Source organism: Streptomyces sp. NPDC085931 (assembly GCF_044540565.1).
In the GTDB taxonomy this organism is placed as follows: Bacteria; Actinomycetota; Actinomycetes; order Streptomycetales; family Streptomycetaceae; genus Streptomyces.
The window spans coordinates 112,827-138,226 of the sequence record NZ_JBITSK010000019.1 but is presented as its reverse complement, the minus strand read 5'-3'; the positions used below and the strand labels follow the sequence as shown (position 1 = coordinate 138,226).

General features: G+C 68.9%; 22 protein-coding genes and 5 pseudogenes. 15 read left to right on the top strand and 12 right to left on the bottom strand.

Annotated features, from left to right (window positions below; all coding sequences use genetic code 11):
• Positions 1-115: 115 nt before the first annotated feature.
• Positions 116-1,513, top strand: coding sequence for a WD40 repeat domain-containing protein (locus ACIGAN_RS31975; protein WP_399862826.1), 1,398 nt, complete (start codon positions 116-118; stop codon positions 1,511-1,513).
• 660 nt (positions 1,514-2,173) lie between these two features.
• Here the strand turns inward: ACIGAN_RS31975 and ACIGAN_RS31970 are convergent.
• Positions 2,174-2,590 carry a hypothetical protein gene (locus ACIGAN_RS31970; RefSeq protein WP_399862824.1) on the bottom strand — a complete coding sequence of 139 codons (417 nt, stop codon included), beginning with the start codon at positions 2,588-2,590 and terminating at the stop codon, positions 2,174-2,176.
• A 109-nt stretch (positions 2,591-2,699) separates the two neighbouring features.
• Here ACIGAN_RS31970 and ACIGAN_RS31965 point away from each other — a divergent pair, with 109 nt between their 5' ends.
• From ACIGAN_RS31965 to ACIGAN_RS31935, 7 genes are all read left to right on the top strand, one after another.
• Positions 2,700-3,092 carry a DNA/RNA helicase domain-containing protein gene (locus ACIGAN_RS31965; RefSeq protein WP_399862822.1) on the top strand — a complete coding sequence of 131 codons (393 nt, stop codon included), beginning with the start codon at positions 2,700-2,702 and terminating at the stop codon, positions 3,090-3,092.
• Between the two features lie 146 nt (positions 3,093-3,238).
• Entirely contained in the window at positions 3,239-3,559 is a 321-nt protein-coding gene (locus ACIGAN_RS31960) for a hypothetical protein (RefSeq protein WP_399862820.1), read from the top strand.
• Between the two features lie 114 nt (positions 3,560-3,673).
• Entirely contained in the window at positions 3,674-3,913 is a 240-nt protein-coding gene (locus ACIGAN_RS31955; RefSeq protein WP_399862818.1) for a hypothetical protein, read from the top strand.
• A 204-nt stretch (positions 3,914-4,117) separates the two neighbouring features.
• Entirely contained in the window at positions 4,118-4,675 is a 558-nt protein-coding gene (locus tag ACIGAN_RS31950; RefSeq protein WP_399862816.1) for a hypothetical protein, read from the top strand.
• A 42-nt stretch (positions 4,676-4,717) separates the two neighbouring features.
• Complete coding sequence (locus ACIGAN_RS31945) at positions 4,718-7,243, top strand: DEAD/DEAH box helicase (RefSeq protein ID WP_399862814.1); 2,526 nt, start codon at positions 4,718-4,720, stop codon at positions 7,241-7,243.
• Positions 7,243-7,530: a hypothetical protein gene (locus ACIGAN_RS31940; protein WP_399862812.1), complete on the top strand. Its 288-nt coding sequence runs from the start codon at positions 7,243-7,245 to the stop codon at positions 7,528-7,530. The genes ACIGAN_RS31945 and ACIGAN_RS31940 overlap by 1 nt, the downstream gene beginning before the upstream one ends.
• A gap of 458 nt (positions 7,531-7,988) precedes the next feature.
• Positions 7,989-8,237, top strand: coding sequence for a hypothetical protein (locus ACIGAN_RS31935; protein ID WP_399862810.1), 249 nt, complete (start codon positions 7,989-7,991; stop codon positions 8,235-8,237).
• A 48-nt stretch (positions 8,238-8,285) separates the two neighbouring features.
• On the opposite strand, the gene ACIGAN_RS31930 is transcribed toward ACIGAN_RS31935, so the two are convergent.
• On the bottom strand, positions 8,286-8,510 hold the full coding sequence (locus ACIGAN_RS31930; protein WP_399862808.1) for a hypothetical protein: 225 nt from the start codon (positions 8,508-8,510) through the stop codon (positions 8,286-8,288).
• A 303-nt stretch (positions 8,511-8,813) separates the two neighbouring features.
• Here ACIGAN_RS31930 and ACIGAN_RS31925 point away from each other — a divergent pair, with 303 nt between their 5' ends.
• A complete protein-coding gene (locus ACIGAN_RS31925; protein ID WP_399862806.1) occupies positions 8,814-8,951 on the top strand; it encodes a hypothetical protein in 138 nt (45 codons plus the stop codon).
• Positions 8,952-9,027: 76 nt separating this feature from the next.
• On the opposite strand, the gene ACIGAN_RS31920 is transcribed toward ACIGAN_RS31925, so the two are convergent.
• Entirely contained in the window at positions 9,028-9,387 is a 360-nt protein-coding gene (locus ACIGAN_RS31920; protein ID WP_399862804.1) for a hypothetical protein, read from the bottom strand.
• On the bottom strand, positions 9,380-9,634 hold the full coding sequence (locus tag ACIGAN_RS31915; RefSeq protein WP_399862802.1) for a transposase: 255 nt from the start codon (positions 9,632-9,634) through the stop codon (positions 9,380-9,382). Before ACIGAN_RS31915 ends, ACIGAN_RS31920 begins: the two co-directional genes overlap by 8 nt.
• A gap of 54 nt (positions 9,635-9,688) precedes the next feature.
• Here ACIGAN_RS31915 and ACIGAN_RS31910 point away from each other — a divergent pair, with 54 nt between their 5' ends.
• A complete protein-coding gene (locus ACIGAN_RS31910; RefSeq protein ID WP_399862800.1) occupies positions 9,689-10,621 on the top strand; it encodes an IS481 family transposase in 933 nt (310 codons plus the stop codon).
• Between the two features lie 20 nt (positions 10,622-10,641).
• Here the strand turns inward: ACIGAN_RS31910 and ACIGAN_RS31905 are convergent.
• From ACIGAN_RS31905 to ACIGAN_RS31870, 8 genes and pseudogenes are all read right to left on the bottom strand, one after another.
• Positions 10,642-10,854, bottom strand: a pseudogene (locus ACIGAN_RS31905) (XRE family transcriptional regulator); the annotation flags it as partial.
• A gap of 12 nt (positions 10,855-10,866) precedes the next feature.
• Positions 10,867-12,240, bottom strand: a complete 1,374-nt coding sequence (tap, locus tag ACIGAN_RS31900; RefSeq protein ID WP_399862842.1) for a telomere-associated protein Tap — start codon at positions 12,238-12,240, stop codon at positions 10,867-10,869.
• A 40-nt stretch (positions 12,241-12,280) separates the two neighbouring features.
• Positions 12,281-12,460, bottom strand: a pseudogene (locus ACIGAN_RS31895) (helix-turn-helix transcriptional regulator); the annotation flags it as partial.
• 475 nt (positions 12,461-12,935) lie between these two features.
• Positions 12,936-14,162 carry a UDP-N-acetylglucosamine--N-acetylmuramyl-(pentapeptide) pyrophosphoryl-undecaprenol N-acetylglucosamine transferase gene (locus ACIGAN_RS31890; protein WP_399862798.1) on the bottom strand — a complete coding sequence of 409 codons (1,227 nt, stop codon included), beginning with the start codon at positions 14,160-14,162 and terminating at the stop codon, positions 12,936-12,938.
• A 377-nt stretch (positions 14,163-14,539) separates the two neighbouring features.
• Positions 14,540-15,205, bottom strand: a complete 666-nt coding sequence (locus ACIGAN_RS31885) for a hypothetical protein (RefSeq protein WP_399862796.1) — start codon at positions 15,203-15,205, stop codon at positions 14,540-14,542.
• 166 nt (positions 15,206-15,371) lie between these two features.
• Positions 15,372-16,202, bottom strand: a complete 831-nt coding sequence (locus tag ACIGAN_RS31880; RefSeq protein WP_399862795.1) for a hypothetical protein — start codon at positions 16,200-16,202, stop codon at positions 15,372-15,374.
• Positions 16,199-20,266, bottom strand: a complete 4,068-nt coding sequence (locus ACIGAN_RS31875; RefSeq protein WP_399862794.1) for an AAA domain-containing protein — start codon at positions 20,264-20,266, stop codon at positions 16,199-16,201. The genes ACIGAN_RS31880 and ACIGAN_RS31875 overlap by 4 nt, the downstream gene beginning before the upstream one ends.
• Before the next feature lie 336 nt (positions 20,267-20,602).
• Complete coding sequence (locus ACIGAN_RS31870; protein ID WP_399862793.1) at positions 20,603-21,145, bottom strand: hypothetical protein; 543 nt, start codon at positions 21,143-21,145, stop codon at positions 20,603-20,605.
• Positions 21,146-21,802: 657 nt separating this feature from the next.
• On the opposite strand from ACIGAN_RS31870, the gene ACIGAN_RS31865 reads away from it, so the two are divergent.
• From ACIGAN_RS31865 to ACIGAN_RS31845, 5 genes and pseudogenes are all read left to right on the top strand, one after another.
• Positions 21,803-22,066 (top strand): helix-turn-helix transcriptional regulator, encoded by a 264-nt coding sequence (locus ACIGAN_RS31865; RefSeq protein WP_399862791.1) that lies wholly within the window; start codon positions 21,803-21,805, stop codon positions 22,064-22,066.
• Positions 22,067-22,287: 221 nt separating this feature from the next.
• Positions 22,288-22,566, top strand: a pseudogene (locus tag ACIGAN_RS31860) (DUF6083 domain-containing protein); the annotation flags it as partial.
• A 549-nt stretch (positions 22,567-23,115) separates the two neighbouring features.
• On the top strand, positions 23,116-23,598 hold the full coding sequence (locus tag ACIGAN_RS31855; RefSeq protein WP_399862840.1) for a hypothetical protein: 483 nt from the start codon (positions 23,116-23,118) through the stop codon (positions 23,596-23,598).
• 84 nt (positions 23,599-23,682) lie between these two features.
• Positions 23,683-25,022: pseudogene (locus ACIGAN_RS31850) on the top strand (UvrD-helicase domain-containing protein); the annotation flags it as partial.
• Positions 25,003-25,137 (top strand): annotated as a pseudogene (locus tag ACIGAN_RS31845) (IS256 family transposase); the annotation flags it as partial. The pseudogenes ACIGAN_RS31850 and ACIGAN_RS31845, both read left to right, overlap by 20 nt.
• Positions 25,138-25,400 lie beyond the last annotated feature (263 nt).

Here is a 25,400-nt window from a genome sequence, read left to right as displayed (position 1 = left end):
TACGGCGGTACGAGTGCACGTACCCGAACTTGTTCAGGCATGTTCCGCGAAGTTCGATGCGGCGCCTGCCGTGCGTCTTAACCTGGCAGATCACAGCACAGAGGGTGGGGCGGCGATGGCGCAGCAGAACAAGGCACAGATCGGTACACGCACCTTCGAGGAAATGCTGCGGGAACAAGCTGCTGAGCTGAACGCGCTGAGGGTGCAGGCGGGCAGTCCGTCGTATCGACGGATCGCGAAGCGAGCAGCAGCGCTGTTCGCCGACGAAAAGGCGTCCTTGCCCCCGTCCACAGTAAGTAGTCTGTTCTCCGGCAACTACGTAGGCCGTGACCGACTGCTGTGGCTCGTACGCACCCTTATGTCCTGGAACCGGTACGGCGAGGAACGTGACCCGCCGGCCAACGGCGCTCCCGAACTCGACGAGTGGCACGACCGTTGGGTGGCTGTCGCCGAGGCCAGACCGCTGCGTCGGCGCGCACGTGACCGTGACAACGGGACAGACGGGCTCCGGCAGCGGCTTGAGCCGCGCGACGAGCGCGCCGAGACGATTGCGGAGCGCGCCGTAGCACGGATTCTTCAGGAGGACGTGTCACTGGCACTACCTGCCCTCTTGACCGGAACCTCCGTCTTCGCCGTCGCGTTCTCGCCTGACGGAGCTCTGCTCGCTACCGGTGGCTCGCATGGGAGCGCCCAGCTGTGGCACACGGTCACCCGTCTAGCGGTCGGCCATCCCCTCATTGGCCACCAAGGCAGAATCTGCGCTGTCGCGTTCTCGCACGACGGCTCTCTCCTCGCCACCGGCGGTACCGACAAAATGGTGCGACTGTGGGATACCACCACCAGCCAGCTCTCCAGCGAACCCCTCGGTCATCCAGATGAGGTCAAGAGCCTGACGTTCTCGCGTGACGGCACCCTGCTCGCAACCAGCAGCGATGACGGGATAGTCCGGCTGTGGGACACGGCCAGCCGCCAACCCGTCGGTCGTCCCCTCATCGGTCATCAAGGCGCTGTCTTCACTGTGTCGTTTTCACACGACGACACCCTCATCGCCACCGGTGGTGCCGACGGGACGGTCCGGCTGTGGGACACGGCGACGCGCCAGCCCGTTGGTGCGCCCCTCACTGGCCATCAGGGCGGGGTCTGGGCTGTGGGGTTCTCACCTGACGGCAAGCTGCTAGCCACTGGCACCTCGCAGGTCAACGCGCATCGAACGGTACGGTTATGGAACCCGGTCACCCGTCAGCTCATCGGTGAACCCTTCGGCTCCGAACCGCACGTCTGGGCACTGGCCTTCTCGCCGGACAACTCCCTGCTCGCCACCACGAGCGCCGAGGGGACGGTCCGGCTGTGGGACACGGTCACTCGCCACCCCGCGGCCAGACCGCTCACCGGCCACCATGGCGACGTCAACGGTGTGGCCTTCACGCCGGACGGCAGCCTCATAGCCACCGGCAGCCAGGACGGGACCGTGCGGCTGTGGACAACGCCGGCAGCCAGGGGCAAGGCCTTGTGAGCGTCGCGCGGCGCACCTCAACACCGGCCAGGCCCGCGCCGCGGAGCGATCCGGGCCCGCTCTGCCACACGAGCCGGCACGTGCCACACAAAGCCGCCGTACCCCATGTGTGATAACTGTGGCCCGGTTGCGGGACCTTGATCCCATCTCGAACGGGCAAGTGGGAGGGACCGTGGGCCTTGGTGGGGGGATGCGGCAGCGACTGACCGCCGCGGTGCTCGTCATGGCGGTGACGGCCTGGTGACAGCGCATCCGATCCATCAGGTCGCCGCGTACCGCAGTTTCCTCGAGCACTGGCGTCCCGACGGCGCGCCGTTGGACGTGCGCGCGGCGGTGGTGCTGCACAATGCCACCGCTGCGGCAGGGGCCGCGCTGGCGGCGGGTGTCGGCGAGGACGTCGGTGTCCCGGTCCTGATCGCCGAAGACCTGGTGCGGCCAGGCGGTGAACTGGCGCGGCTGCTGTGCTGCGGGGACCTGGCCGCGCCGAGCGCCGGGCAGGTGAGGGAGTTCGAGGGCATTCGCTGGCAGCCCTCAAGCCGTCTCCTCGACCACGTGGGCGCCGACTTGGAGGGCAACCACGGGTTCGCCCTGGTGGGAGACCAGCAGGATGCGTTCGTCCGGATCCGCCGGGCCGCTGCCCCGGTGTCTGCCCTCGCCCGGTCAGGCCTGCGCCCCCGAAGGTGCGGGCGCGGTCATCACGGTGAGCGGCGGGCCGGGCAGCGGGAAGACCGCCCTCGCCGTGCGTCTGCTCGGGCGTCTCATGCGCGCCCACCCCACCGCCCGCCCCCGTTTCATCACGCCCTCCGGGACTTTGCGCGCCCACCTCCACGACGCCGTCCGCGCGCACGGCGCGGCCCGCGAGCTGTTCCCCGCCGCCAGTGCCCTGCGCAGCACCGCTCGCCAGGCGGGCGCATCATCGACGAGGCCCAGCGGATCAAACGCACCGGCCCTGGCCTGCCGACCGACCTGGCCACCGTGCTGGAACACGTCCCCCATGCCGTCGTCTTCCTCGACGAACGCCAGATCATCCGCCCCGACGAAGGCACCACCGTCGACGAGATCCGCAACACCGCCCACGCACTGGGCCGCACCCACCACCACCTGGAACTCACCGGATCATTCGGTGCAGCGGCTCAGCCGCCTACACCGCCTGGGTCGACGCCCTCCTCTACGGCACACCACAACCATGGACCGGACACGCCGACTACGAACTCGCCCTCGCGACGCCCCGTTCCAGCTCCAGCAGTGGATCGCACAGGCCACCGCCGCCGGCCACACCGCCCGCACCGCCGCCGAGTTCTGCTGGCCCTGGACCCGCACCCGCCCACGCGACGCCACCACCCTCCCCCTCGACATCGGTATCGACATGCCCGCAGAGCCGGCGGCACCGGCCCAAACCTGGCGCGCCGCTTGGAACGCCGCCACCTCCCTCACCGACCGCCCCATCGCCCCCCACAGCCAGCTCTGGGCCAGCCACACCGGTGGCGGCCACCAACAGATCGGCTGCATCCACACCGCCCAAGGACTCGAATACCACCACGCCGGCGTAATCATCGGCCCCGTGGCTTTGTCCATGTAAAGGGACAGCACTTCGACGTTGGTTCGGGAGGCCCCTGGCCGCCAGAGTCGAACTGGATTGTTTACCACTTCCGACAGCACTGGACCTTCGTGCCGGCGCCACGAACGGCCTTGCTCGGCCCGGTCACAGCAGCGGATCATTCGCAGATGAGACCCGAAGTCCAAGCCTTCGTTGCTGGCGGCCCACTACCCGACTGGGACGCCGATGAGGACGAGATCGACCGGCGCGTCAAGCCACTCGAAGCCATCTCCAAACCTGTCACGGCCGACGAAGCACAGGCCCTGGCCCGCTGCTTCGGCCCCGATGACTGTTATGGCGTCGCCTGGACGCTGCTGCACCTCATCGAGACCGGCCCCGGCCCGGTCCCTGTAGTACAGCCACCTGGTCCGGACGCCGACGAATGGCACCACAGACTCTGGAATCGGTGGGGAAGCCCAGATACGGCCGACGACGGTTCGATGAGGTGAAGCCCTGGACTGAAGGTGCGGCAGGTGCGATGAGGTGCTGCCCGTTCCCATGGACATCGGCCTCGTCCCGATCCGAGTGCCTCCCGGGAGGATGTACAACCGCTGTCGAGACTCGTGAACAAAGCCAGCCCCGGCCTCACCTGGACAGACGACTGGACAGCCCACCCGCACCGCAGCGACGACGAAGCCTTCCGCCACCTCACCCCCGTTCAGTACCTGCCCTACGCCCTCAACACCTACCGCGTCCTGCTCACCCGCGGCACCCACGCCACTCGCGTCCACACCACCGACCCCAACACCCACCACTTCCTCGCCAGCCCCATCCCCGCACAGCCGTCAACCGGCCAGCCATAGAAACGCGAAAGCGCCCCGGCGTGGGACCGGCCGCCGACGGTAGGCCTCCGGGCCGGGCCCGGAGCCCTGACCGGAACAGGCACAGGGACGTCTTGGACCTTGAGCTCTACGTCCATCTGAGGAACACCCAGCGAACTATGATGAGTTGAATCTAGCTATGCATAGTTGATGGTAGTGTCGGGCCCTCGACATGAGGGGGACTTGATGAAGGTGACCGTGTTCCAGTTCGAGGGAACCCCTCAGGAACTGGACGCCTCGCACGTACTGAAAAGGCTGACAGACCAGCACCGCGGACCCGTGCCGGTGGCCACCGAAGACAGCCCGGACGGTGGGACGCTGCCGGTCCGGATTCCAGGAGTGGCCGACGAGGGACAGGAAACGGTGCGTCAGCTGCTGGGCCGCAGCCCGGCTCCCGGCCTGTTCATCCGGTTCCTCGAGGAGACGACCCGGTGGGACAACGTCGGCGTCTACGGAATCAAGCGCAAGAACGCACTGCCCGACGCTCCCCTGGACTACAGCCGTTACCTGCGCCTGCGCCGGCAGGGATCCCAGTTCGGTGGCTTCGCCTACGTCTACGCCGAGTACAGCACCATCAACCTCAGGCTCAATTACAACCAGCAGCAGCTCGACGAGCTCGGCATCAAGTCCGCCCGGACCCTCACCACCGGGCACCGGGAGTACCGCGTCAGCGTCGACCTCACCGACGAAGCAAGTCTGGCCGACGCCCTTCTGCTGGCCGAACTGGCCTACAACGCCACCTAGACGCAGGCCGTCCATGGCCTGACAGCAACGGGAAGAGCCAGCGTGGAACTACGCCCCCACCAGCGAGAAGCCGTCGACGCAATCCTCAGGGCCCTCGAACTGCCCGCCCGAGCGCTCACACCCACACAAGGGCTGCGCACCCAGGTGGTCATGGCGACAGGATCGGGCAAGACCCTCGTCGCCGCCCGCACCGCCGAAGCGCTTCACGCCGGCCGAGTGCTCGTTCTCGTGCCCACGCTGGACCTACTCGCCCAGACCGAGACCGCCTGGCGCCAAAGCGGCCGCGGCGGGCCAATGATCGGGGTCTCCTCCCTGCGCGGGGATGACGTGTCCTTCCCCAACACCACGGACGCGGACGAGCTGGTCTCCTGGGCGCAACCCTTCGACAAGATCACTGTGTTCGCCACCTACGCCTCGCTGGGGCTGGGCACACTGGAGCGCGCACACGCCGCCGGCCTTACCGGGTGGGACCTAATCGTGGTCGATGAGGCGCACCGGACGTCGGGGCGGATCGGTAAGCCGTGGACGGTCGTCCACGACAACACCCGCATCCCCGCCCTGCGCCGCCTCTACATGACTGCCACGCCGCGGCTGTGGCAGCTCGACGAGGACGCAGAAGGTGCGCCCGGTGAGCTGGTGGCAAGCATGGAAGACGATCCCGACAGCCCCTTCGGCAGCAGGGCGTACACCCTCACGCTCTCGGAGGCGATCGATAGGGGCATCTGCGCGCCGTACCAGGTGGTGTGCGTGGACATCACCGACACCCAGCTCCAGGCCGCGCAACTCCTGGGCGTGGAGGGCCGCTCGGACCAGGTGCGTGGGGCGCGGCTTGCGGCTCTGCAGACCGCACTGGTGAAGGCGTCGGCCGAGGAGGGTTTCCGGCGCACGCTCGTCTTCCACCACATGGTGAAGGAGGCCGAGGCGTTCGCAGCCGGCCTTCCGGATGTCGCCGCCAAGCTGCACGCCGAGGATCCCGGGCTGTACCCGAAGACGGTCTGGGCCAACTGGCTGTGCGGGGATCACAAGCCGGGTCACCGGCGTCGGATCCTCAACGAGTTCGCCGACGGCATCACCGCAGACGGCACCGTCGTGGAGAAGGGCTTCCTCGGCTCGGTGAAGGTCCTCGGCGAGGGCGTCGACACCAAAAACTGCGACTCCGTCTACTTTGCCGACGTACGCGGCTCAATGCCCGACCTCGTCCAAGCCGTGGGCCGCGCGCTGCGCATGCAGCCCGGCGAGGGAAAAGTCGCCTCCCTGGTGGTGCCGGTCCTGCTGGGGCCGGGCGAGACGGCCGACAGCATGCTCACCAGCCGAGCGTTCGGCGGGTTGGCCAAGCTGCTGGAAGCGCTCAGGGCACACGACGCCCGCGTGGTAGAGCAGCTCGCCCAGCAGCAGGCGCCAAGCCGTGTCAGGGGCGTTCAGAGCCGCAGCGGGGACCAGGAGAGCCGGGGCGACGGGGACGGATCCGGCGAGCCGTCGAAGCCTGCCCGGCAGCTGCTGAAGTTCTCCACGCCGCGCGACCCGGCGCAGCTGGCCGCCTTCATCAACCTGCGCGTCCTCAACCCCGAGCACGAACACTGGCGGCGCGGCATCGAAGCCGCCGCCCTCTACAACCGGCTCCACGGCAACCTGAAGGTGCCGTTCACGTACCGCGTACCCGGCCGCAACGACCAGGAGGCCGAAGGTGAGGGATGGCCGGCCTCGCTCGCGAACTTCCCACTCGGTCAGTGGATCGCCGACAACCGGCGCTTCTACGCCCGCGGGACGCTTGACGAAGAGCGTGTCGAGCAGTTGGATCGCCTCGGCATGGTGTGGTCGCACTACGACGTCGCGTGGGAGGAAGGCCTCGCGGCAGCGCGCGGGTGGGCGGCCGAGGCGGGCCACCTCCTGGCCCCGCTCAACGCCACCTACCAGGGCTACAAGGTGGGCATCTGGCTGAAGAACGCGCGGGCTGCCGCCCGGAAGGCGCAGGAGATCGCACAGCGGTGCGCCGAGGGCCTGCCTGTGAAGTCGGCGGCCGGGGCGCTGTCGGACGAGCGGCGCGAGCAGCTCGAGGACATCGACCCCTCATGGTGCCCCGCCTGGCCCGTGGAGTGGCAACGCGCCTTCCACCTCCTCCGGCTCCACCTGGAAGCCGGCGGCACGCTGCCCCTGGAGCCAGGCGAGGTCGTGCACCAGGGCGAGGACCTCGGACGGTGGGTCCGGTCGGTCCGGCTCGACTGGAACAAACTCACCACCGGGCAGCAGTGGATGTGCGAGCAGGTCCTCGGCATCGAACCCGCCGGCGAAGACGAGAGACCGCCCCCGCGCCGCAGCCAGGCCGACAAATGGGCCATGAACTACGAGGCCGCCAAGCAGTACTACGAGCGCGAGGGGCACCTGCGGGTGCCGAGGAAGCACGTCGAGCGGATCGTCGTTGGCGGCGATGGGAGCGGCGGCAGCGGCGAGGGCCAGGAGGTTCGCGAGCTTCGGCTGGGGGCCTGGATCGGGAACCAGCGGAGCAGGGCAGCGACGCTGTCCCCGGAGCGGATCGAGCTGCTGTCCGCGATCGGCATGCGGTGGTCGTGATGGACGTCGTCGTCACCGCGGCCGCCGCGCTCGCGGCCGGCTATCTGCTCGGACGGCTGTGTCCGCGACGGCGCCTGGGCGACTGGGCGGCCGATCAGGTCCACTTCACCGGAGCGTGGGCCCGGGGCAGAGCCGTGCGGCAGGCCGTCGTCGTCCTGGCCCACGCCGTCACCGCGACGCGCACCAACTGGCGCGTCATGCGTGCCCCGGCCACCGAGACGCAGGCGCCGACGCCCGCACGAGACCCGGGCTGGGTCGCCAACCGCTCCCGGCAGGAACACGAGTAAACGGAAGGTCACCGACTCCCCTACTGGAACTCGACACGCTAGGCCCATCTCGACAGAGCAAGGCCCGGACCCGGCGTCCGGGCCTTCGTCGTGCCCCGGAATCTTTTCTCCCGGCCGCTGCTGTCCGGGTCCCGGCTTCCGGCCTTCCGAGATGACACAGCCGTGCCCGAGGAGGACGAGACGCAAGCGCCTGAGCCCTGTCAATGTCCCGCCCGCAAAGTCGAACTCACGCCGGAGGCAGTACCGTGACCAGCCGCCAGACACCCAGGGCAACACCCGCGCCGATCGCCGCTACGCTGAACACGCCCACCCTGGGCCGGGCCGAGACCCCACAGGGACGCTCTTCTGCAGAGAGCCACAGCAGGACCGCCGACCGCGAGGCGCGCACCACCCCCACGCGGACGACACCACCACAGGTGTCCGCCGTCTCTGTTCCTCCGCCTCGTAGGAGACTCCCGATGTCTCGGGACCCGCACTCCCCCGCGTCCGCGCATCCTGATCCGCCCGGCACGCCCGACCCCACCCCCGCCGGGAAGCCGGCGCTCTTGTCGCAGCGCACCACGCTGATCCTTTTCATAGCCGTCGTCAGCGGCATCGGCATCGGTGTGCTGACCTTCTTCGCCGAAAAGTCCTATCCCAAGGCGGTCCTCGCCGGTGTCATCGCGGCCGGGGGCTGCACGGTAGGGCTGCACAGCCTGATCGCCTGACCTGCAGGGTCGGGCAGGACCCTGCTGCCCGACCCCGTGGCACGGACGTCAGGCAGCGCTGAACTCGTGGGCGGGGCCGCCGCGCCACTCCACCCACCGCGGGTCGTCCAGGATGGCCTCCGGGTCGGAGACGCCAGCGCCCTCGAGGAACACGACCAGGTCGTGGTCGCTGTACGCGGTGCCGAGAATCTCGTCCTGCCCGTGTCTGTGCACGGTGACTCTCCGGCCGCCCGAGGTGGAGGGCCGGTGCACGACGATCGGCACGCTGCTCACGCCTCCCAGCGTGCCCCGGCATGGTTCGGTGCGCGAGCCGGACCGTGGCCCTCATGGGCGGTTCGCTCGGTCCACCCGCGCAGATAGTGAAGGCTGAACCCAAGGCATGATCTACCCGTAAGAGTGCGTCGAGCGTCACATGATCATGGGGAGGGATCAGATGGCCGATATTCCCGGCGTCTACCAGTGGCCGACGTACTTTCATGAAGCGAACGACTCAGGTGTGCTGTCCATGCAGGAGCACGGCCTGCTGAACCTTCCCGTCGGAATGGGGTGCTCCTTCGCGGCGACTGCTACAGGGTGGTGGACTCCTGGTTCAGCTACGACCACCACGGCGTCTTCGATGACAACCTGCACATCTTTCTCGAACCGGTCACCGAGGAAGATGACTGGCTCCGGCACCTCGCCCCCGACTGCTTCCGGCAAGATCCCGACGCCTGATCACCACGACAAGGCCGCCCCTCAACCCGGACCGGGTGAGGGGCGGCCTTGTCGCGTCTCTTCCACGCACCGTAGCTCACGCGGCGACGGTGACCGTCTTGGTCTTCCGGCGCTTCGGCGGACCAAAGGCCGGCCCATGCTTCGGGCCGAACGCGACGGTGTACTCGTACGCGATGTTGTTCGCGAGCGGGATCGAGCGGGACTGCGAGCCGCCGCCGCTGACCGTGTCCTTGATCGCGGAATCCTTCCATACGCCGACTGGCTCCTGCTTGAGGGTCAGCGACAGGGAGGGCAGGTCGATCGTGTCCCAGTTACGGTGGATCACGATGGCGACCGCCCGCAGCATCATGCCGTCCCAGCTGGTCGGGTCCGAGCCCCAGGCGCCCAGGACCGTCGTAAGCGTCTTGCGCAGGAGACCGTCTGCGGGGTCACGCATCCCGTGCACCACCTTGAGCGCCTGGATTGCCGAGATGCCGTGCCCACCGGCGGAAGCGGGTGTGCAGCGTGGCCCAGGAGCCGTACCGCTCGGGCACGTCCCGCCAGGCCGTGCCGGTCCGGAACTTCCACACGATCCCGTTGAGGACCGTCCGGTCGTCCAGCCGCCTGCGGCCCCGCTGGGACCGGGGCAGCAACGGCTGCACGAAGGCCCATTCCGCATCGGACAGTTCATGGCGACGTATCACCCGACCATGATCCCCAATCGAAGATCATTTGACGACAGACCCTAGGAGACCCCCATGACTGAACGCGAGCTCGCAAGACGCGCCCGCCATCGGCTCGCAGTGCTGCGTCACGCGGAAGAGGTGAGCGGCAACATCGCCGCCACCTGCCGCTACTACGGCATCAGCCGCCAGTGCTTCTACACCTGGCGCCGACGCTACGAAGCTGAGGGCTTGGACGGCCTCAAGGACCGTTCCAGCGCTCCGCACCACACTCCGCATGCCACGACGGCCGACGTGGTCGAGAAGATCCTCTGGCTGCGCCGGCAGTACCACTTCGGTCCGGCAAAGATCGCCATGTATCTGCAGCGTTACCACGACGTCGCGATCAGCACGTCGGGCGTCTGGCGGATCCTGAAGAAGGTCGGATTGAACCGGCTGCCGGCCTCGCAGCGCTACAAGCGCCGCTCCATCCGCTGGAAGCGCTACGAGAAGCAGCGGCCGGGCCACCAGCTGCAGGTCGACGTCAAGTTCATCGAGCCGCTCGGCCAGAGCGGACGGAAGAAGCGCTACTACCAGTACACCGCCATCGACGACTGCACCCGCCTGCGAGTGCTGCGTGCCTACCCCCGCAACGACCAGAAGACCGCCATCCAGTTCATCGACTACGTCCTGGCCAAGCTCCCGTTCGCCGTTGATCAGGTCCAGACCGACAACGGCCAGGAGTTCGGCCAGGCCTTCCACTGGCACCTGCTGGACAAGGGCATCGGACACGTCCGCATCAAGCCCCGCACCCCGCGGCTGAACGGCAAGGTCGAGCGATCCCACCGCATCGACTCGGAGGAGTTCTACCGCCTGCTGGAGGGCCAGGTCATCGACGACGTCAACCTCTTCAACAGCAAACTGCAGGAGTGGGAGGACTACTACAACTACCATCGCCCCCACGGCGCCCTCGCCGGCCAAACCCCCTACGAACGCCTACAACAGAAAGCGCAAGACCCACTGTCATAGGCGTCCGTCAGCTGCACACCTAGGCGCACGGCGAGGTCAGCGCGAGGCTTCTTGATCTGGTCCTTCACGTACCGCTCTGCGGTGCGCTGCGAGATCCGCAGCATCTGGGCAACCGCCTTGGTGCCGCCCAGCTGTTTGACCAGGTACCGCATCTGCGGGCCCGCGTTCTTGGGCGCTGGGCGGGTGAACGCCTTCTGTACCGCGGCGTCCAGGCCGTCCCCGAACAGGCTCATCGTCGCCTTCTCCTACTCTGCGTTGTCGACGTCGGTGACGGTGCCGTCCTTGATGTACCGGGCGAGTTGAGCTCGGGGGCGTTGAACCGCTCGCGGACTTCTTCGCCCCACAGGACGTCCTGGGTGCCCTCGTTTGACCAGGCCGGGGTTGATGCCGAGCTTGAAGCCGCCGGGCAGCGGCTTGCCGTCTCGGTAGGGCAGGAAGTCCAGTGGCGACGTTCCGTCGGCCGCGTACACGACGCAGTCGGACAGGATCGCCAACGGGTACTGTCCGGTGAACGCCGCATGCTTGACGATCTTGCGGTGCAGGTTGATCCGGGTGCGGGAGATGACCGCCGCGCGGATGTCCGGCCGCCAGGTCGGGCGGGACAGGGCCCGCCACGGCTGGCCTTGCCGCCAGCCCTCGCCGCGCGGGCGCTCGCGCAGCTTGCCCAGGCCGCCCTTGACCGTCGCCTTGATCGCCGAGACGACGATCGCCAGCTCGGGGTCACGTTCCTTGTAGCCGTCCATCGCCGTCAGGAAGTCCGCCGGCGCCATGTCCGCGTCGACGCCGAGGTCGGCCATCGTGGCGAGGAAGGCGTCGCGAAGCCGGTTGTACCAGCCATCCAGGTAGCGGCCGTTCTCGTAGCGGACGTACGCCTCAATCGACCTGCCGTCGTAGCCGAGCTCCACCGCGTAGGCCACGGTCGGCGTCGCGTACCAGGCCGGCCCCTCGGGCCGCTCGCCCTTCGGCGTAAAGGGGCTGGGCAGCAGACTCGCATCCAGCTGTACCCACTTGTCCTTGGCGACCTTCACCCTGGAGAGGTCGACGTGGGAGAGGTCGACCAGCCACGAGCCGGGCAGTTTCGCGTCGAACACCGGCGCCTTGACGTGCGTCGGCGCGCCGAGACCGACGACCAGGCCGTTGGCGCCGGCGGCGAAGGCCATGTTCACGTCGATGCCGACCATGTGCCGCAAGGTGCATTCGGCGTCCGTCATCGGCCGCGCCCAGTCGTACGCCTCCTCGAACAGCTTCTCCCCGGGACCGCGCACGTGGAAGCGCGGCAACCCCTTGAGCAGTGGGTGCCCGTCGGGGGCCTCGCACGGTGCGCAGTCCACCGGGTCCTTGCCCAGGCTGCCGGGGTTGTGTTCGGAGTGCCGCTTGCCGTCGGCGTCGGGCTCGGATGCCCGGGTCGGCGGGTGCAGCGCGGTCATCAGCTCCAGGCCGGTGACGGCCGTGGAGCCGCGCGGCGTCATGACCCGGGACGCGTACATGCTCAGCACGCGCGCGAGTTCCGCCGGCGGAAGCTGCCTGGCCTCGCCCCAGTGCCGGGTGTCCAGCGCGTTCCACGACGGGACGCACAGCTGCACACAGGCCCGCTCCGAACCTTGCGCGGGACGGTAGATCCGCGCCCACGGCCCGTGCGTACGCCTCGCGCTCCGGCGGCCGCGGCTCCGTCTTGCCCGACTCCCAGCCGCTGACGGTCGCCCGTCGCACGTCCAGCGCGGCCGCCACCTCGTCCAGGGTCAGGCCGTGTGCGGCACGCAGCCGCTTGCGCTCGGTCGGCGGCGGCAGTGGAGACCGGGATGCGACCAGCGCGTCGATCCGGTCGAACAACTCGGACATGGAACTACCTCCTGTGCCTCAAACGTAGCGTGAAGCATACGAATCACGTACCAAACGCGTACGAATCACGGACATTGGCTATGTGATCAGGCACTAGAAGGGGAGCCGCCCCGACGGCTATGAGAGAAGCTTGTGACGGCGCGAAGGTGTTGTGCGCGGCTCGGCCGGGGTCCCCGCGCCGGTCGCCGGCTTTCCGCAGGACGGAGCGCTCGCCCTGGGGGACGTATCACGGCGAGCTGGGCGAGGAAGCGGACGAGTACCTGCCCCACCCCGGCTCTTGGCGCCGCTGCGCCTGCCAGGCGCCCTGGTCGCTGGGTACGGCGGACTAGGGGTGGCCGCCACCCTCAACCCCTCTGAGGTGCCGCGGAACGGCTATCCCCGGCCACCAAGCAATGGGCGGGCTGCCTCACCCACGTCACCGCCAACGTGCAGGAAGCCCCCCGGGGGCCTGCGCTTCGCAAGCGCAGTCACGAGGTCATCGAGCGCGGTGTGTCCCGGCACCCGCCGTAGATCCCTCAGCGGCTGACAGGATCACGTCCACGAGTCGGTCGGCTGCATCCGGGCGGCCATGCGCGCGGGCCCGCTCCCCCATCGTCTGCCGCAGGCGGGCATCGGCAAGGAGCGGCCCCAGTGCGTCCTGCACCCGCTGCGCCGTCACCTCGCCCTCCAGGGCGACCGCGGCCCCGGCCTCTTGCAAGTGGCGTGCGTTGTAGGCCTGTTCGTTGCCTGCCGAGGTGGCCAGCGGGATGAACACGGCCGCCTTGCCGAGTGCGGTCAGCTCGGCGAGCGTGCCCGCCCCGCTGCGCGAGATCACCACGTCCGCGAGGGCCAGGACGTCCGGCAGTTCCTGTCCGATGAATCCGGTCACGTAGTAGCGGCCTGCGCTCTGGGCTGTGAGGGATGCTGCCCGCTGCCGCAGGCCTTCGACGTGGTCGGGCCCGCACTGGTGGATGACGTTGGCGTGCTCTAGCAACCACGGCAGGACCTCGGCCACGACCGTGTTGATCTGCTGGGCACCCTGGGCGCCACCGGTGACGTACACGGTGGGCCGCCGGCGGTCGAAACCTCGCAGACCCAGTGCCTCGACCGCCTTCTGCCCGTGCCCGCTCAGCACCTCGGGCCGTACCGGATTCCCGGTCAACACGGCGATGGAGCGTGCTTCCTCGGACAGCAGCTCCAACGTCGATTCCGAGGAGACCGCGATCCGCGTCGCCGACCCGGCCAGCTTGCGATTGGCCAGGCCCAGCCGCACCGTCTGCTCGTGCAGCACCAGCGGCCGCCCGCACATCCGCGCCGCGAGCCCGGCCGGAACGGCCACATAGCCCCCGGTCGCCAGCACCACGTCCGGACGGAATGCCGCGATCGCCTTGCGTGCCTGCGCCACGCCCAACGGCACCCGAGCCATGTCCCGCACGTTGGCGGCCGACAGCATCTTCAACGGATTCGACGACCGGCGGATCTTGCCCGTGGCGACCGGGGTGAACGGGATCCCTTGGGCGGGAGCAACCCGGGCCTCCAGCCCGCTCTTTGCACCGATCCACAGCACCTCCAGCACCCGCCCGGACCCCGCGAGCCGGTCCCGAAGCGCCCGGATGGCGGTCAGCGCCGGGTAGGTGTGCCCACCGGTCCCACCACCCGACACAGTCAACCGGAAAGCAGGCAGCGCACCCTCATGAGTGCTGTTCACCAACGGAGATCCCATCTGGTCTGTGCGGAGACTCGCTCGTACCGTAGCGGACCCCCAGCGCACGGGTGCTGATGATCAATACGGCTACCGTAGGGGTCCCTGCGATCACTGACGGACCGCCCGCACCCCAGCGCGGCAGCAGCCGTTCCCCCCAAGCCACGTCCAACCGTCCGTCGGCTCACACTCGCGCGCCTGCACTGGCACAACTCCAACGCCCGCCAGCACGACGTCCTGGCCGCCGAACATGACGAACGCACCCGACATCCGCGGTGAGAGAGGCATCGGCGCCCAGTTCCCACGGCAACTCCAGCAGCAGCCGGGTTGCCCCAAGGTCCGCGCTGACTGCAGGTGGCGCCGGGCCGATTCGGGTCATCCAGTAGCCCTCCCCAGTTCTAACTCGTGAGGTGCTGTTCCCAGCCCTCCTCCAGCATCCAAGCGATCGTGCTGGTCCTCACCAGCGCCTCATGCGCTACGTCATCGTCGAAGGCTTCCTCGGGCATTGTGCCGGGCTCGCCGTCGATCAGACGGTGTGCGAACGCGTTGCGTCGCTTCCTAAGCCATGCAACATCCTCGAGGAACTCCGTGCCGTTGATCGCGGTCTGCCACCGGACAGCCAACTCCTCGGCCTTCCGCGCAAGTCCAGCCCGGTGAAGGCGGCTGTCGGAGGGCTGGTCCAGCATCTGGTGCATTAGCGACTCGAGGGCAGCGGCCACGGCCACGACGACGATGCCCGCGCCTATCTGCCGCGTGTCCTCATCCAGGACCGCCAGCGACTTGTCGAAGACCAAGTCGCTTTCCCCTCCCCAGCCAGGGACTCTGTGAGCACCGCTCGCGCGTGTCGCACGTAGTTCGGCCAGTTCGGAGTCGACGCTCTGCACGGTCCTGTCACGCAGCCAAGCAAGGGACGCTACCCGGTACTCAAAAACAATGAATTCCACGCGCCCGTGCACACTGAAGAAGTAGTCGTCGCCGAGCTCAAGGACGCTACGTCCGATTCCCGTCTCGCTAGTTGTGGATTCCGCGTCACCCATCAGCTCATCTCCCGTCCTGGCCTCCATAGTTGGTCAGCCTTTCACGACGGCGCGTAGGCCCAATCGCCCAGGCCCAACGCGAACTGCGCCGGCGCCGCAAGCAAGAGGCCAGTAACCCCTGAACGGGTTCGCCAGGCCCCCGCATTCGCCTGATCGCTCGGCGCATAGCGGTGCACCCGACGCAGCCCCACCGCTAGCGACTGGTCTCGAGGTCGTTGAGGACGGCGAGGACCGGGCCCCAGCACATGCCGACGGTGTCGCGGTCGGGTGTGACGCCTCGTTCTTGTTGTTGGCGCAAATGGACGAAGTTTCGGTAGTCGCGGACGATCTTCATGAAGTCGTGGGCGTCCATCTGGATCCAGCCGCGGGATCGAGCGGTGTCGAGCAGCAGGGAGAAGCTGGTCCGTTCCGGAGGCACGAGCTTGCCATTTGGCATGGGGAAGCCTTGCAGCAGGGTGGGGTCGCGGTGAGTGAGGACGTCCAGGAGCAGTGCTTCGGCGAAGCTGCCGATGCCGATGAGGGTGAGGCCGTAGGCGCCGTGCTGTTCGCAGATCTGGGTTTCGGTGACGCGTTCCATGAGCTGTTGGAGGAAGGCTTCGCTGCTGACGAGGGGGCGTATGCGGGCTTCGAGGTCGTCGGGGACTGTGAAGACGGTGGTGTGGCCGTCGGTGCCGGGTTGGCCTAGGACGGGGCGTCCGGAGACGTAGGTGATGGTGAGTTGTTCGGCGGCGAGGTGGCTGTTGAGTGTCTGGCGGACGAGGTCGGCGGAGGCGAGGCCGTCGTCGTATTCGAGTGGGTCGCAGATGCGGCACAGCAGGCGGCTGACGGTGGCTGGATCGTCGGTGCTGGTGAGGATGTCGGTGAGCCAGGGGATGCGGGGTGAGCCGTCGTATTCGGCGGGCTGGGGCCAGCCGGCGCGTTGGAGGAGTTGGGTGAGCTGGTAGCCGCGGCGTTCGAAGGGGCCGTCGATGTCGACGATGAGCCGGGCGACGCGTTCGAGGGTGAGGGGGTCGAAAGGTTTCACTGCTGGGTCTCCCTGTCTGCCCTGTGCTGGGCTTGTTCGAAGGCGCGGGTGAGGCGTTCGACGATGACGCGGCCGCGTTTTTTGAAGCCGAGTTCGGTGATGGCCTGGGCGATGCGGGTGTCGCGGTCGAGTTGGAACCCGTCGCTCAGCAGCCAGGACGCCAGGGCCAGCAGGTCGGCGTCGGAGTAGTCGCCGATACGGTCCGCCGCGGGCAGGGCGGGGCGAGGGCGGCGGGCGGCCGGTGCCGGAGGTGAGGTTGCTGCCGGGCCGGGCGTGGGGGCAGGATCGGCGGGCGTCTCGTCGGCCTGTCGTACGGCGTCGCGCCAGGTGGCAAGGAGGCGGTCGAGTTCGGTGTGGGGGTTGGTGAACCAGTCGGCGGCCCAGATGCGGTGGAAGCGCCAGCCGAGTCGTTCCAGGTGCGCCTGGCGCAGGCGGTCGCGGTCTCGGGCGCTGGGAGCGCTGTGGTAGCGCTCGCCGTCGGTTTCGACGGCGAGGATCATCTGGCCGGGACGTTCGGGGTGGCCGAGGGCGAAGTCGATGCGGTAGCCGGACACGCCCCACTGCGGTGTGACGGGGATGTTGGCGGCTTCGAGGGTGGCGAGGACCTGCTGTTCGAAGCCGTTGAGATTCCAGTCGGTGCGTACGGTTCCGGTGCGCTGGAGGTCGCCTCCGTGCGAGCAGTACTCGAGGAAGGCGCGGAGCAGTTCGGGGCCGCGGTTGCGGGTGTTTTTGAGTTTGCCGGGGTCGAAGTCGTGGTGGGTGAAGGAGCTGACGACGGTCATGGTGCGGCGGGCGCGGGTGATGGCGACGTTCAGGCGGCGCTCTCCGCCGTCGTTGTTGAGCGGGCCGAAGGACAGGGAGAGCCGGCCGTTTGCGGCTTTGCCGTAGCCGATGCTGAGGATGATGGCGTCGCGTTCGTCGCCTTGGACCTGTTCGAGGTTCTTGGTGAAGAACCGGCGCCGGGGTCCGGCGTCGGGGCTGAAGAATTCCTGGAGCTCAGGCCGGTCTTGAAGTGCGTGGCGCAGGGCGAGGTTGATGCGGTCGGCGTGGCGTTCCCCCATGGTGATGACGCCGAGGCTGAGATGCGGGGTGTGGGTGGCGTGGTCGAGGGCCAGTTCGACGACGCGTTCGGCTTCCTCGGAGACGGAACCGCTCTGGCCGGGCTGGGCGTGGCCGTCGACGGTCTCCAGGCGGATGGGGCTGGTGAGGGTGGTGCCGGGGAAGGTGACGAGCCGGTCGTCGTAGATGGTGTGGTTGGAGAAGGCGATCAGGCGTTCGTCGTGGCTGCGGTAGTGCCATTTCAGGGTGTGGACGTGGGGCAGGCGGCTGCAGAGCATGTCCAGCAAGGACTCGTAGTCGGGCGGGGGTACATCGTCGTCGAGGTCGTCGTCGGTGTGCTCCTGGGTACCGCTGAGGACGCGCTGGAAGAAAGTGGTGGGCGGGAGTTGGTGGGGGTCTCCGGCGACGATGACCTGCCGGGCGCGCATGATGGAGGTCATCGCGTCGTGCGGCAGGACCTGACTGGCCTCGTCGAAGATGACGACGTCGAACAGGCGGGTGGCGGGCAGGACGCGGCTGACGACGAGGGGCGACATGGCCCAGCACGGCTTGGCGGCCAGCAGCACGTCAGGGGCCTTCTCGACGAGCCTGCGCAGCGGCAGGTGCCGGGACTTGCGGCGGGCCTGGGTGCGTACCAGGGTGTTCTGGTCGGGGTGGGCGTCGCGGACCTTGCGGAGCCGGACGGCGACCTCATAGCGGACCCGGGCGGGGTTGCTGTCGCGGTGGATGAGGTCGTTGCGGCGGAACTGCTCGACAACGTGGTCGTGTTCGAGGCGGGTGAAGGAGCGCAGATAGGCGGAGCGCATGTGCGCCTCCTCCAGCACCGATGACCACCACAGGTAGTCGAAGGTGGCCACCGCCGTGTCGGGGTCGGCGTCCGTGTGTGCCAGCTCGTCAAGGAGGCCGCCGAGTTGGGCTGCTTCGAGGCGGTCGGTGAGCTGGTTGAGTTCGGGCATGCGCAGCAGGGTGGCGCGGTCGCTGTCGAGGCGCTGAAGGGTTTTGTCTACGTCGTCGACGGGAGCAGTCTGCCAGCCGTCCCAGCGCACGCACAGGGCGATCGCCGCCAGACGGCTCTGCAGAACGGTGAAGGCGGCCAGGGCGCCGTTGAGTCCGGGAACGGTCCAGGGGATCGCATTGCCGGTCACGGACAGGGCCTGCCAGCGGGCGTGCTGGTCGGCCGCCTGGATAAGGGCGGCGTGCAGCGCGGGGCGTTCACGCAGACCGTCCTTGGTCAGGCCACGCGCCTTTTTGATCAGTTTCCGGCGGTTCCACCACCTGATGTTCCGGTCGTGCTCCTTGCGCCAGGCGCGGCTCGCGGTGGCGGCGATGAGATCGTCCAGGCCGGGGGCGAAGACGGCCGCTTCGAAGCGGGCCAGCGTCGCGGTGACGTCCTGCAGCAGGGTGAGCAGGGCCTGCCATCCCTCAAGGTCGTCGGCCGGGCGCAGACCTGCGGTGCCCACCAGGTGCGCAAGGGTGCGGCGGGTGTCGCTCAGTGCCGTGCCGGTGAGCTGGTCGAGGCCGGCCACCACGGCGCGCAGTTCGTCCTCGGTGCGGGCCTGGGTGTGGGACCAAGGGGATTCGCCGCGGCGGATGGTCAGTCCCTTCTTGGCGACGAAGGTCCGCAGGTCCTGCTCTATCTGGCGATGATGCTCGCCGTAGAGGTGTCGCAGTGCGGAGCCGCGCAGACGCAAGCGGGTGTGGTGGGGTGATGGGCAGCCCATCAGGTGGGTGATCGCCTGATGCGGGCTCACCTGCCAGGGATCAAGCGGCTGGTGAAACTCCTGTATGTGGCGGAGGGTTTCCTCGCGGTAGTGGGCCAGGCCGGTGTGGAGGTCGGCTGGGCGGGGCGGAGCTTGCTGGCCCGCGCTTTCGAGTGCGTCGTGGAGTTGCTGGGCGATCTGGCGGCGGCTGAGTTTGTTGCCGTGGAGGTCGAACACCAGGCCGTCCAGGTCAACGGTGGCGAGGTTGTCGGTGACGGCTTCGATCGCGGCGCGTTTCTCCGCGACGAACAGGACGCGTTTACCGAGGGCCGAGAAGGTGGCGATCAGGTTGGCGATGGTCTGGCTCTTGCCTGTTCCCGGCGGTCCTTCGATGACCAGGTGGGAGCCGGCCAGAGCGGCGCTGATGGCTTTCTGCTGGGAGGCGTCCGCGTCGAGAACGAGGTATTCCGAGCGGGGCGGGATGTCGTCGGCGCTGGCTGGGGCGCGGATGCCGGTGTCCTCGGCCAGAGCGCGGTTTGCTTCCCGGTCGCCGGCCAGGGCGGCGATGACCGGATGGTCGGCCAGCAGGTCGGTGGCGTTGCGCAGGTCCTGGACCATGGGCAGCCGGTCGAAGCTGAAGACGCCCGCCACGATGCGTTCTTCCAGTTCGGCTGTCAGGTTGCTCCGGACGAGAACGGCCTTGAGGATTTCGTAGGCGAGGGGGATGCGGTCGGCCGGGTCTGCGGATTCCTCTAGTGCGGTGGCCACCTTGTCGGCGAGGACTTCGATGTCGCCGTCCATGCCGTACTGACGGCTGAGCGCGTACAGCAGCACCGGATTGATCTCCGCCTCGCCGGCTGTCTCGAGGACGAAGTCGTTCTCGGACGCGGTGCGCGGCTGGATGACCAGAGGCTGAAGCAGCAGCGGGGCCCGCAGCGCCGGCACCGGCGCATTGCCGCGCGTGGGTGGCGGCTCGACACGCAACAGACCAAGAGCCAGGCGCCCGGCCTCGATGCCCTGCTCTTCATCCAGCTCCACCATTTTGCGGCGCAGGCTCCGTACCCGGGTGCAGGCAGGGCCGTGGTCGTCGGCGCCGGGAAACAGGCCGGCCAGACGGGTTTTGCGTCCCGCCAGGAGCGAGGTCAGGGCCTGCGGGTTCGCCCCGGTCACATCCAGCGACGCGGTCTTGGTGTCCTTGAAGTGCAACAACGTGTTGTAGGGCCCGAAGTCGACCAGTGCATCGGCCCACTGCTGTGCCTCAGCGGCCACTTTCTCCCGGCGGGCGTGGCGCACGATGGCTTCCACGTGTCACCCCTTCTGATTCGGATGCCGAACCCGGCCCAGTTCGCTCCGGAGCCGCCCCGCGTGAGGCGAACAGGTCAACGTACGAACCCCAAGGCGCCCTTAGGCAGGGAGTGTTGGAGCGCACGCAGGGCGTGAAAGAAGCACACACGGCGCACTTGCAGCGCCCGGAGGCGGGGCTCCCCGTCCTCTGCTGCCCCTCGCCCGACTCTGCGACAGGCAAGCGGACTTCCATTGGGACCATCGCAGTTCCAGACCCGCCATCGGCGGCGAGACCCTGACGGGCGGGAAGAGACAGCGCTTCAGGAGCCTCCCCCGGTCCCAGCGTCCGAGACACGTTCAGCCCCACCGGCCCACCCCAGGGGGGTTCCCTCGGACCGCTTCCCGTCTGTGACCGTCGACACCGATTCCCGTGCCGCGTGCGAGGGTCCACTGCAGGTCCCCCGAGTCCGGGCAGGCCTGCCATGACCCCAGCAATCCTGTTTTCGCCAACGGGTCGAGCACGCCGGTCAGTTCCGCGGGCTGGGAACCGCAGGCGCGCGCCATCTGCTCGAGGTCGCTCAGGCCAGTGCCGGATTCCGGGTCCGTGTGCGCCGCGAGGTACACGCTGGCCAGCCGGGGCAGCGGCCCGATAGCTCGTACGGCAGAGGAGGAACTGGCGCGCAGCGCCCAGTCCGCGGCACGTCTTCGGTCGGGGCGGGCTGGAGCTTGGCCGAGCAGCGTGAGATCAAGAAGTTCAGCGGTGATCTCGTTGGCTGCACTCCCGGGGACCGTCCGCAGCCATCGCGCGTGCTCCAGCTCGTTCCACGGGCCCTCGGCGGTGTCGAGGCGGAGGCTGCGCATCACGCCCTTGGGCAGTTGGACTCGCATGTGGGTGTTCATCCGCAGTGCGCACTGCAGTGCCAGCAGGCGTGCGGCAGCCGAGGTGTTCTTCTGGGAGTGCAGCGGCGAGGTAGCTGAGCATTTCGCGGACCCAGATCCGCTCCCCCGGCCCTTTGGGACGTCTGCGCTGCCGAGCGGTCGCCGGTGGCTGCGGCGCACGGGGCTCACCGATGCCTGCAGTGCCTGCGCCGCTGTGACAGCACGGGCCGCCGTCGTACCGGACACCGTCCGAGGGCCGGCGCAGCCGCGGTGCCTTGGGTGCCAGCGGCAGCCGCGTTCGTGGCACTGGCAGATCCGCGGGTGCGGGGGACGCAGGTCACCGCGTACGTGCCGTGCGAGATGGGCCAGGGCAGCCGAACGAGCAGAGACCGCGGTGATCGGGGTGATGCCGTGCGGGCAGTGCCGGCAGATGAGAACGAGCCCGCCGGCGTGCGAGCGCAGTTCCACGGTCCAGGCGCGTGGCGTGGCTGGACATGCTGTGCGCAGCCTCATGGACGCGTGTTCCTCCGGTTGCTTCCGCCCTGTTCCCGCGCTTGGGGTGCGGGTGCGGCCGCCACCGTAGTGCAGACCTCTGCCCTCTCGCGGCTGCTGCCACCTGGGAAAATAGGGCAGAGGTCTACACTGACAGGGCAGGGGTCTGCACCGTCAGATGGACGGGTGACGATCTTGCCGCCCGATCCGGACCTCGACGCGCTGCGGTTGGAGCTCGCGCGTCTGCGAGCCGCGCGCGGGTGGACCTACGACGAGCTCGCCGCCCGCAGCGGCCTGGCCAGACGCACCGTCATCGAGATCGAGCAGGGCCGCACCGTCGGCACACTGAAGACCTGGCACGCCCTTGCCCACACCCTGGGCACCCCGTTCGACGAGCTCTTCGCGACGCTGTGCCGCGGGCACGACCTGCCCGGGCTGAACGAAGACTGACAGCCCGCCCGGGGCGACTGCCGCAGATCACCCAAACCGGCGAGCCCCTCCCGAACACGCAGTCACCTACTCGCACTGCTGTTTCACTGGGTGAGGCCGAGTGGGCGATCCGGCGGCAGCGCTGCCACAGGTTCGGCGTGTCGGCTGGCAGGTTCGCGCGCATACACTGCCCATCTCCCACACCCCGTCATCGGGACACCAGCCCAGTCCCCGCCCACCGCATGCGCCGCTCCTTGCAGATCACTCCCGGCAGCACCACCCGGTTGCTGCGCTGCGGCCAAAGCGGCCGGTGCCACGACTGCGGCAACCCGATCGAGTGGTACCACCGCAGCGATCAGCACCCGGTCCCTCTGCACCCGCACGAACTGCCCGCCGCTCAGGTGCCCGAAGCCTGCCGCTGGCACGTCAGCTCCGGCATCGCGCACCCGGCCGGAGACGGCAGCCGCTGGTGCCGTCTGCAACACGCCATCCTCTGCCCCGCCCGCGACACACCCCCATCTCTTCCTGAGCTGGCGGGGCTGCGCCGGACGCTGGCCGTGCGCTCCCGCCGCCTGATCGACGCCGGCATCTTCACCCCTCCCCCGGCCTCACCGCCCAGCCAGACACCTGAATCGGTCCTCTGCCGCCCGGCCCGGCCCACCGTGCAGCTGCTGTACGTCCGCTACCTCGCAGCCCGCCCGGTGGACGAGATCCAGTGCGTCGCCCAGACCCGGCACCGCCACCGCTGCACCAGCCCCCTGCTCACCCCCGACGCCCCGGGCGGCACCTGGACGCTCATGCCAGCCACCGCCCAAAGCGGTCAACTGGCCCTGCCCGCTGACCTCATGGCCGTCTACGACCTCGGCCCCCCTCCCCTACGCCGAGCAATTGCGCTGGCGCGCCCAGCGCTGCCCACAGCACGCCACTTCGTCCACGGCCGCCGACCTGGCGGTAGCCGAGTGGGAGCCCTTCGACCCGCTGCGCCACCACGAGCACATCCACACCCGTCTGCCGGCCCCCGCCCGGCGCCCCGGGCCTGCAAACCGTGCACGACAGGGGGGTCGGCGGTGATGTCGCACGCTGTCGAGATCATTCTGACCAGGCCCGCCACCCCCGGCGAGCTCCGGCATGCGCGTTGCAGTGTGCCGGTGTCGGCGAACGCGGACCGTACCCGGCTGATTGCAGTCCACGACGCGCGCAGCTCCGGCGGCGCCCTCCACACGCTGCGGCGCCGACTGGATGCGCTGCTTCCCATCGACGTCCTGACCACACACTACCCGGACCGGCGCGGTCGGGTGCTGCTCAATGTCGCACTCCCCCACGCCGCCGACCAAGCCCTGCGCCGGGCCGCGGCCGCCACGGGGCAGCGGCCCCAGGACGTGCTGCGCCGCCGCGTGAGCGAGGCTCTTGCCCGGGACGAACAGGACCGCGCCCAACTCCTGGTAGCCCGGCTCGAGGGCCTGCTCGCGCACCACACGCCCGAAGAAGTCCTGACCAGCGTGGCCAACCTCATGCACAGCCGTCAGCACCGCCGGCAGCCGACAGTGCCGTAATACCCGCGCCCCTGCAGCACACCGGCGCAGGCCGCTGCAGCCGCCCTGCCCTTTCGGTCTCTCTTCTCTATCGCGGAGCTCCTGTTGCACACGCCCACCGACGAACAGGCCACGCCGTGGACGCCTTCCGGGCCGGTCACCATCTCGTCCTGCAGGCCGGCGCCGGCACCGGCAAGACCAGCACCCTCGGCCTGCTCGCAGCCAGCACCCGCCGTCGTGGCCGCTACCTCGCCTTCAACAAGGCCATCGCACAAGATGCCGCCACCCGCTTCCCCCGCACGGTGGCGTGCAAGACCGCCCACGCCACGGCCTACGCAGCCGTCGGCCACCGCTACACCAGCCGCCTCAACAGCCCCCGCCAGCCGGCCTGGAAGACCGGCCAGGCCCTCGGCATCACCCGCCCCCTGCGCATCGGCGATCACGAGATCAGTGCTCGCGTGCTCTCCCACGCCGTCCTGCGCACCGTGACCCGCTACTGCCACTCCGCCGACCGCGCCCTGGCCTCCCACCACGTGCCGCACCTGCGCGGCCTGACCGCCTCCGGCGAGCACGCCCACCTCGCCGAGCAGGTCCTGCCGTTCGCCCGCAAGGCGTGGGCGGACCTGCACAATCCCGACCACGGGGTGGTCCGCTTCGAACACGACCACTACCTGAAAATGTGGGCCCTGACCGAGCCGCGGCTCGAGGCTGACTTCCTCCTCCTCGACGAGGCGCAGGACACCAACCCTGTCCTCGAGGCGGTCTTCACCGCCCAGCGCCCGCACACCCAGCTCGTCATGGTCGGCGACTCCGCCCAGGCCATCTACGGCTGGCGCGGCGCCCGGGACGTCATGACCGGCTTCGACGCCACCCCCCTCACCCTGACCCGCTCCTTCCGCTTCGGCCCCCTGATCGCCGAAGAAGCCAACCGGTGGCTCACCCTCGCCGACGCACCCATCCGCCTGACCGGCACCAACACCATCACCACCGGCGTCGGCGGCCTGGAGCGGCCGGATGCGGTGCTGTGCCGCACCAACATCGGCGCCGTTGCCGAAGTCCTGCGCCTGCTCGCCGCCGGTCACCGCGTCGCCCTCACCCGCGGCGGACAGCAACTCGCCGCACTCGCCCTGGCCACCCGCGATCTCAAGGACGGCCGGCGCACCACCTACCCCGAACTCGTGCTCTTCCCCTCCTGGGGAGAGCTGCAGGAATACGCCGCCCACGACCCCGCCGGACGCGACCTGCAGCCCTTCGTCGACCTCATCGACACCCACGGCCCCGACGCCATCTTCGCCGCAGTCGACCAACTCACCGACGAAACCCACGCCGACGTGACCGTCTCCACCGCCCACACCGCCAAAGGCCGCGAATGGCCCACCGTCCAAATCGGCAACGACTTCCCACCCCCAAAAGACACCGATGACCCGGTCGGAGGGGCTGCAGCTGACCGGGCAGGGCGGGCTGCTGCAGCAGCTGACGAAGCGGGTGCTGGAGTCCGCCCTGGAAGGCGAGATCACCGATCACGTCGGCTACGACAAGCACGACGCGGCCGGCAGGAACCCGACCGGGCGCTCAGCTCGCGGTTCCTGGCGGCGTAGTAGGGGCTCGTTGCGATCTTCAGTCCGTGGTCGGTCGGGACCCGGCAGATCGGCTCGGCCCCGAACACCTGGCGGTACTCGTCGATGAACGCTATGAGCGGCCGGTCGAGCTCGGCCGCAAAGAAAGCCGACGCGGCCTTCAAGATCTCGTTCGCCCGCCGCAGCTTGGCGTTCTCGTCCGGCAGCCGTTCGAGGTTGCGTAGCGCAGTTGGACCTTTCATAAGG

Bases quoted from the DNA above. Each gene is read 5' to 3' on its own strand.
- ACIGAN_RS31950 (WP_399862816.1), top strand. From the start codon at position 4,118: ATGAAGGTGACCGTGTTCCAGTTCGAGGGAACCCCTCAGGAACTGGAC.
- ACIGAN_RS31940 (WP_399862812.1), top strand. From the start codon at position 7,243: ATGGACGTCGTCGTCACCGCGGCCGCCGCGCTCGCGGCCGGCTATCTG.
- ACIGAN_RS31920 (WP_399862804.1), bottom strand. From the start codon at position 9,387: ATGCGTGACCCCGCAGACGGTCTCCTGCGCAAGACGCTTACGACGGTC.
- ACIGAN_RS31855 (WP_399862840.1), top strand. From the start codon at position 23,116: ATGTCGCACGCTGTCGAGATCATTCTGACCAGGCCCGCCACCCCCGGC.
- ACIGAN_RS31890 (WP_399862798.1), bottom strand. From the start codon at position 14,162: ATGGGATCTCCGTTGGTGAACAGCACTCATGAGGGTGCGCTGCCTGCT.
- ACIGAN_RS31975 (WP_399862826.1), top strand. From the start codon at position 116: ATGGCGCAGCAGAACAAGGCACAGATCGGTACACGCACCTTCGAGGAA.
- ACIGAN_RS31910 (WP_399862800.1), top strand. From the start codon at position 9,689: ATGACTGAACGCGAGCTCGCAAGACGCGCCCGCCATCGGCTCGCAGTG.
- ACIGAN_RS31965 (WP_399862822.1), top strand. From the start codon at position 2,700: ATGGACCGGACACGCCGACTACGAACTCGCCCTCGCGACGCCCCGTTC.
- ACIGAN_RS31885 (WP_399862796.1), bottom strand. From the start codon at position 15,205: ATGGAGGCCAGGACGGGAGATGAGCTGATGGGTGACGCGGAATCCACA.
- ACIGAN_RS31870 (WP_399862793.1), bottom strand. From the start codon at position 21,145: ATGAACACCCACATGCGAGTCCAACTGCCCAAGGGCGTGATGCGCAGC.
- ACIGAN_RS31960 (WP_399862820.1), top strand. From the start codon at position 3,239: ATGAGACCCGAAGTCCAAGCCTTCGTTGCTGGCGGCCCACTACCCGAC.
- ACIGAN_RS31935 (WP_399862810.1), top strand. From the start codon at position 7,989: ATGTCTCGGGACCCGCACTCCCCCGCGTCCGCGCATCCTGATCCGCCC.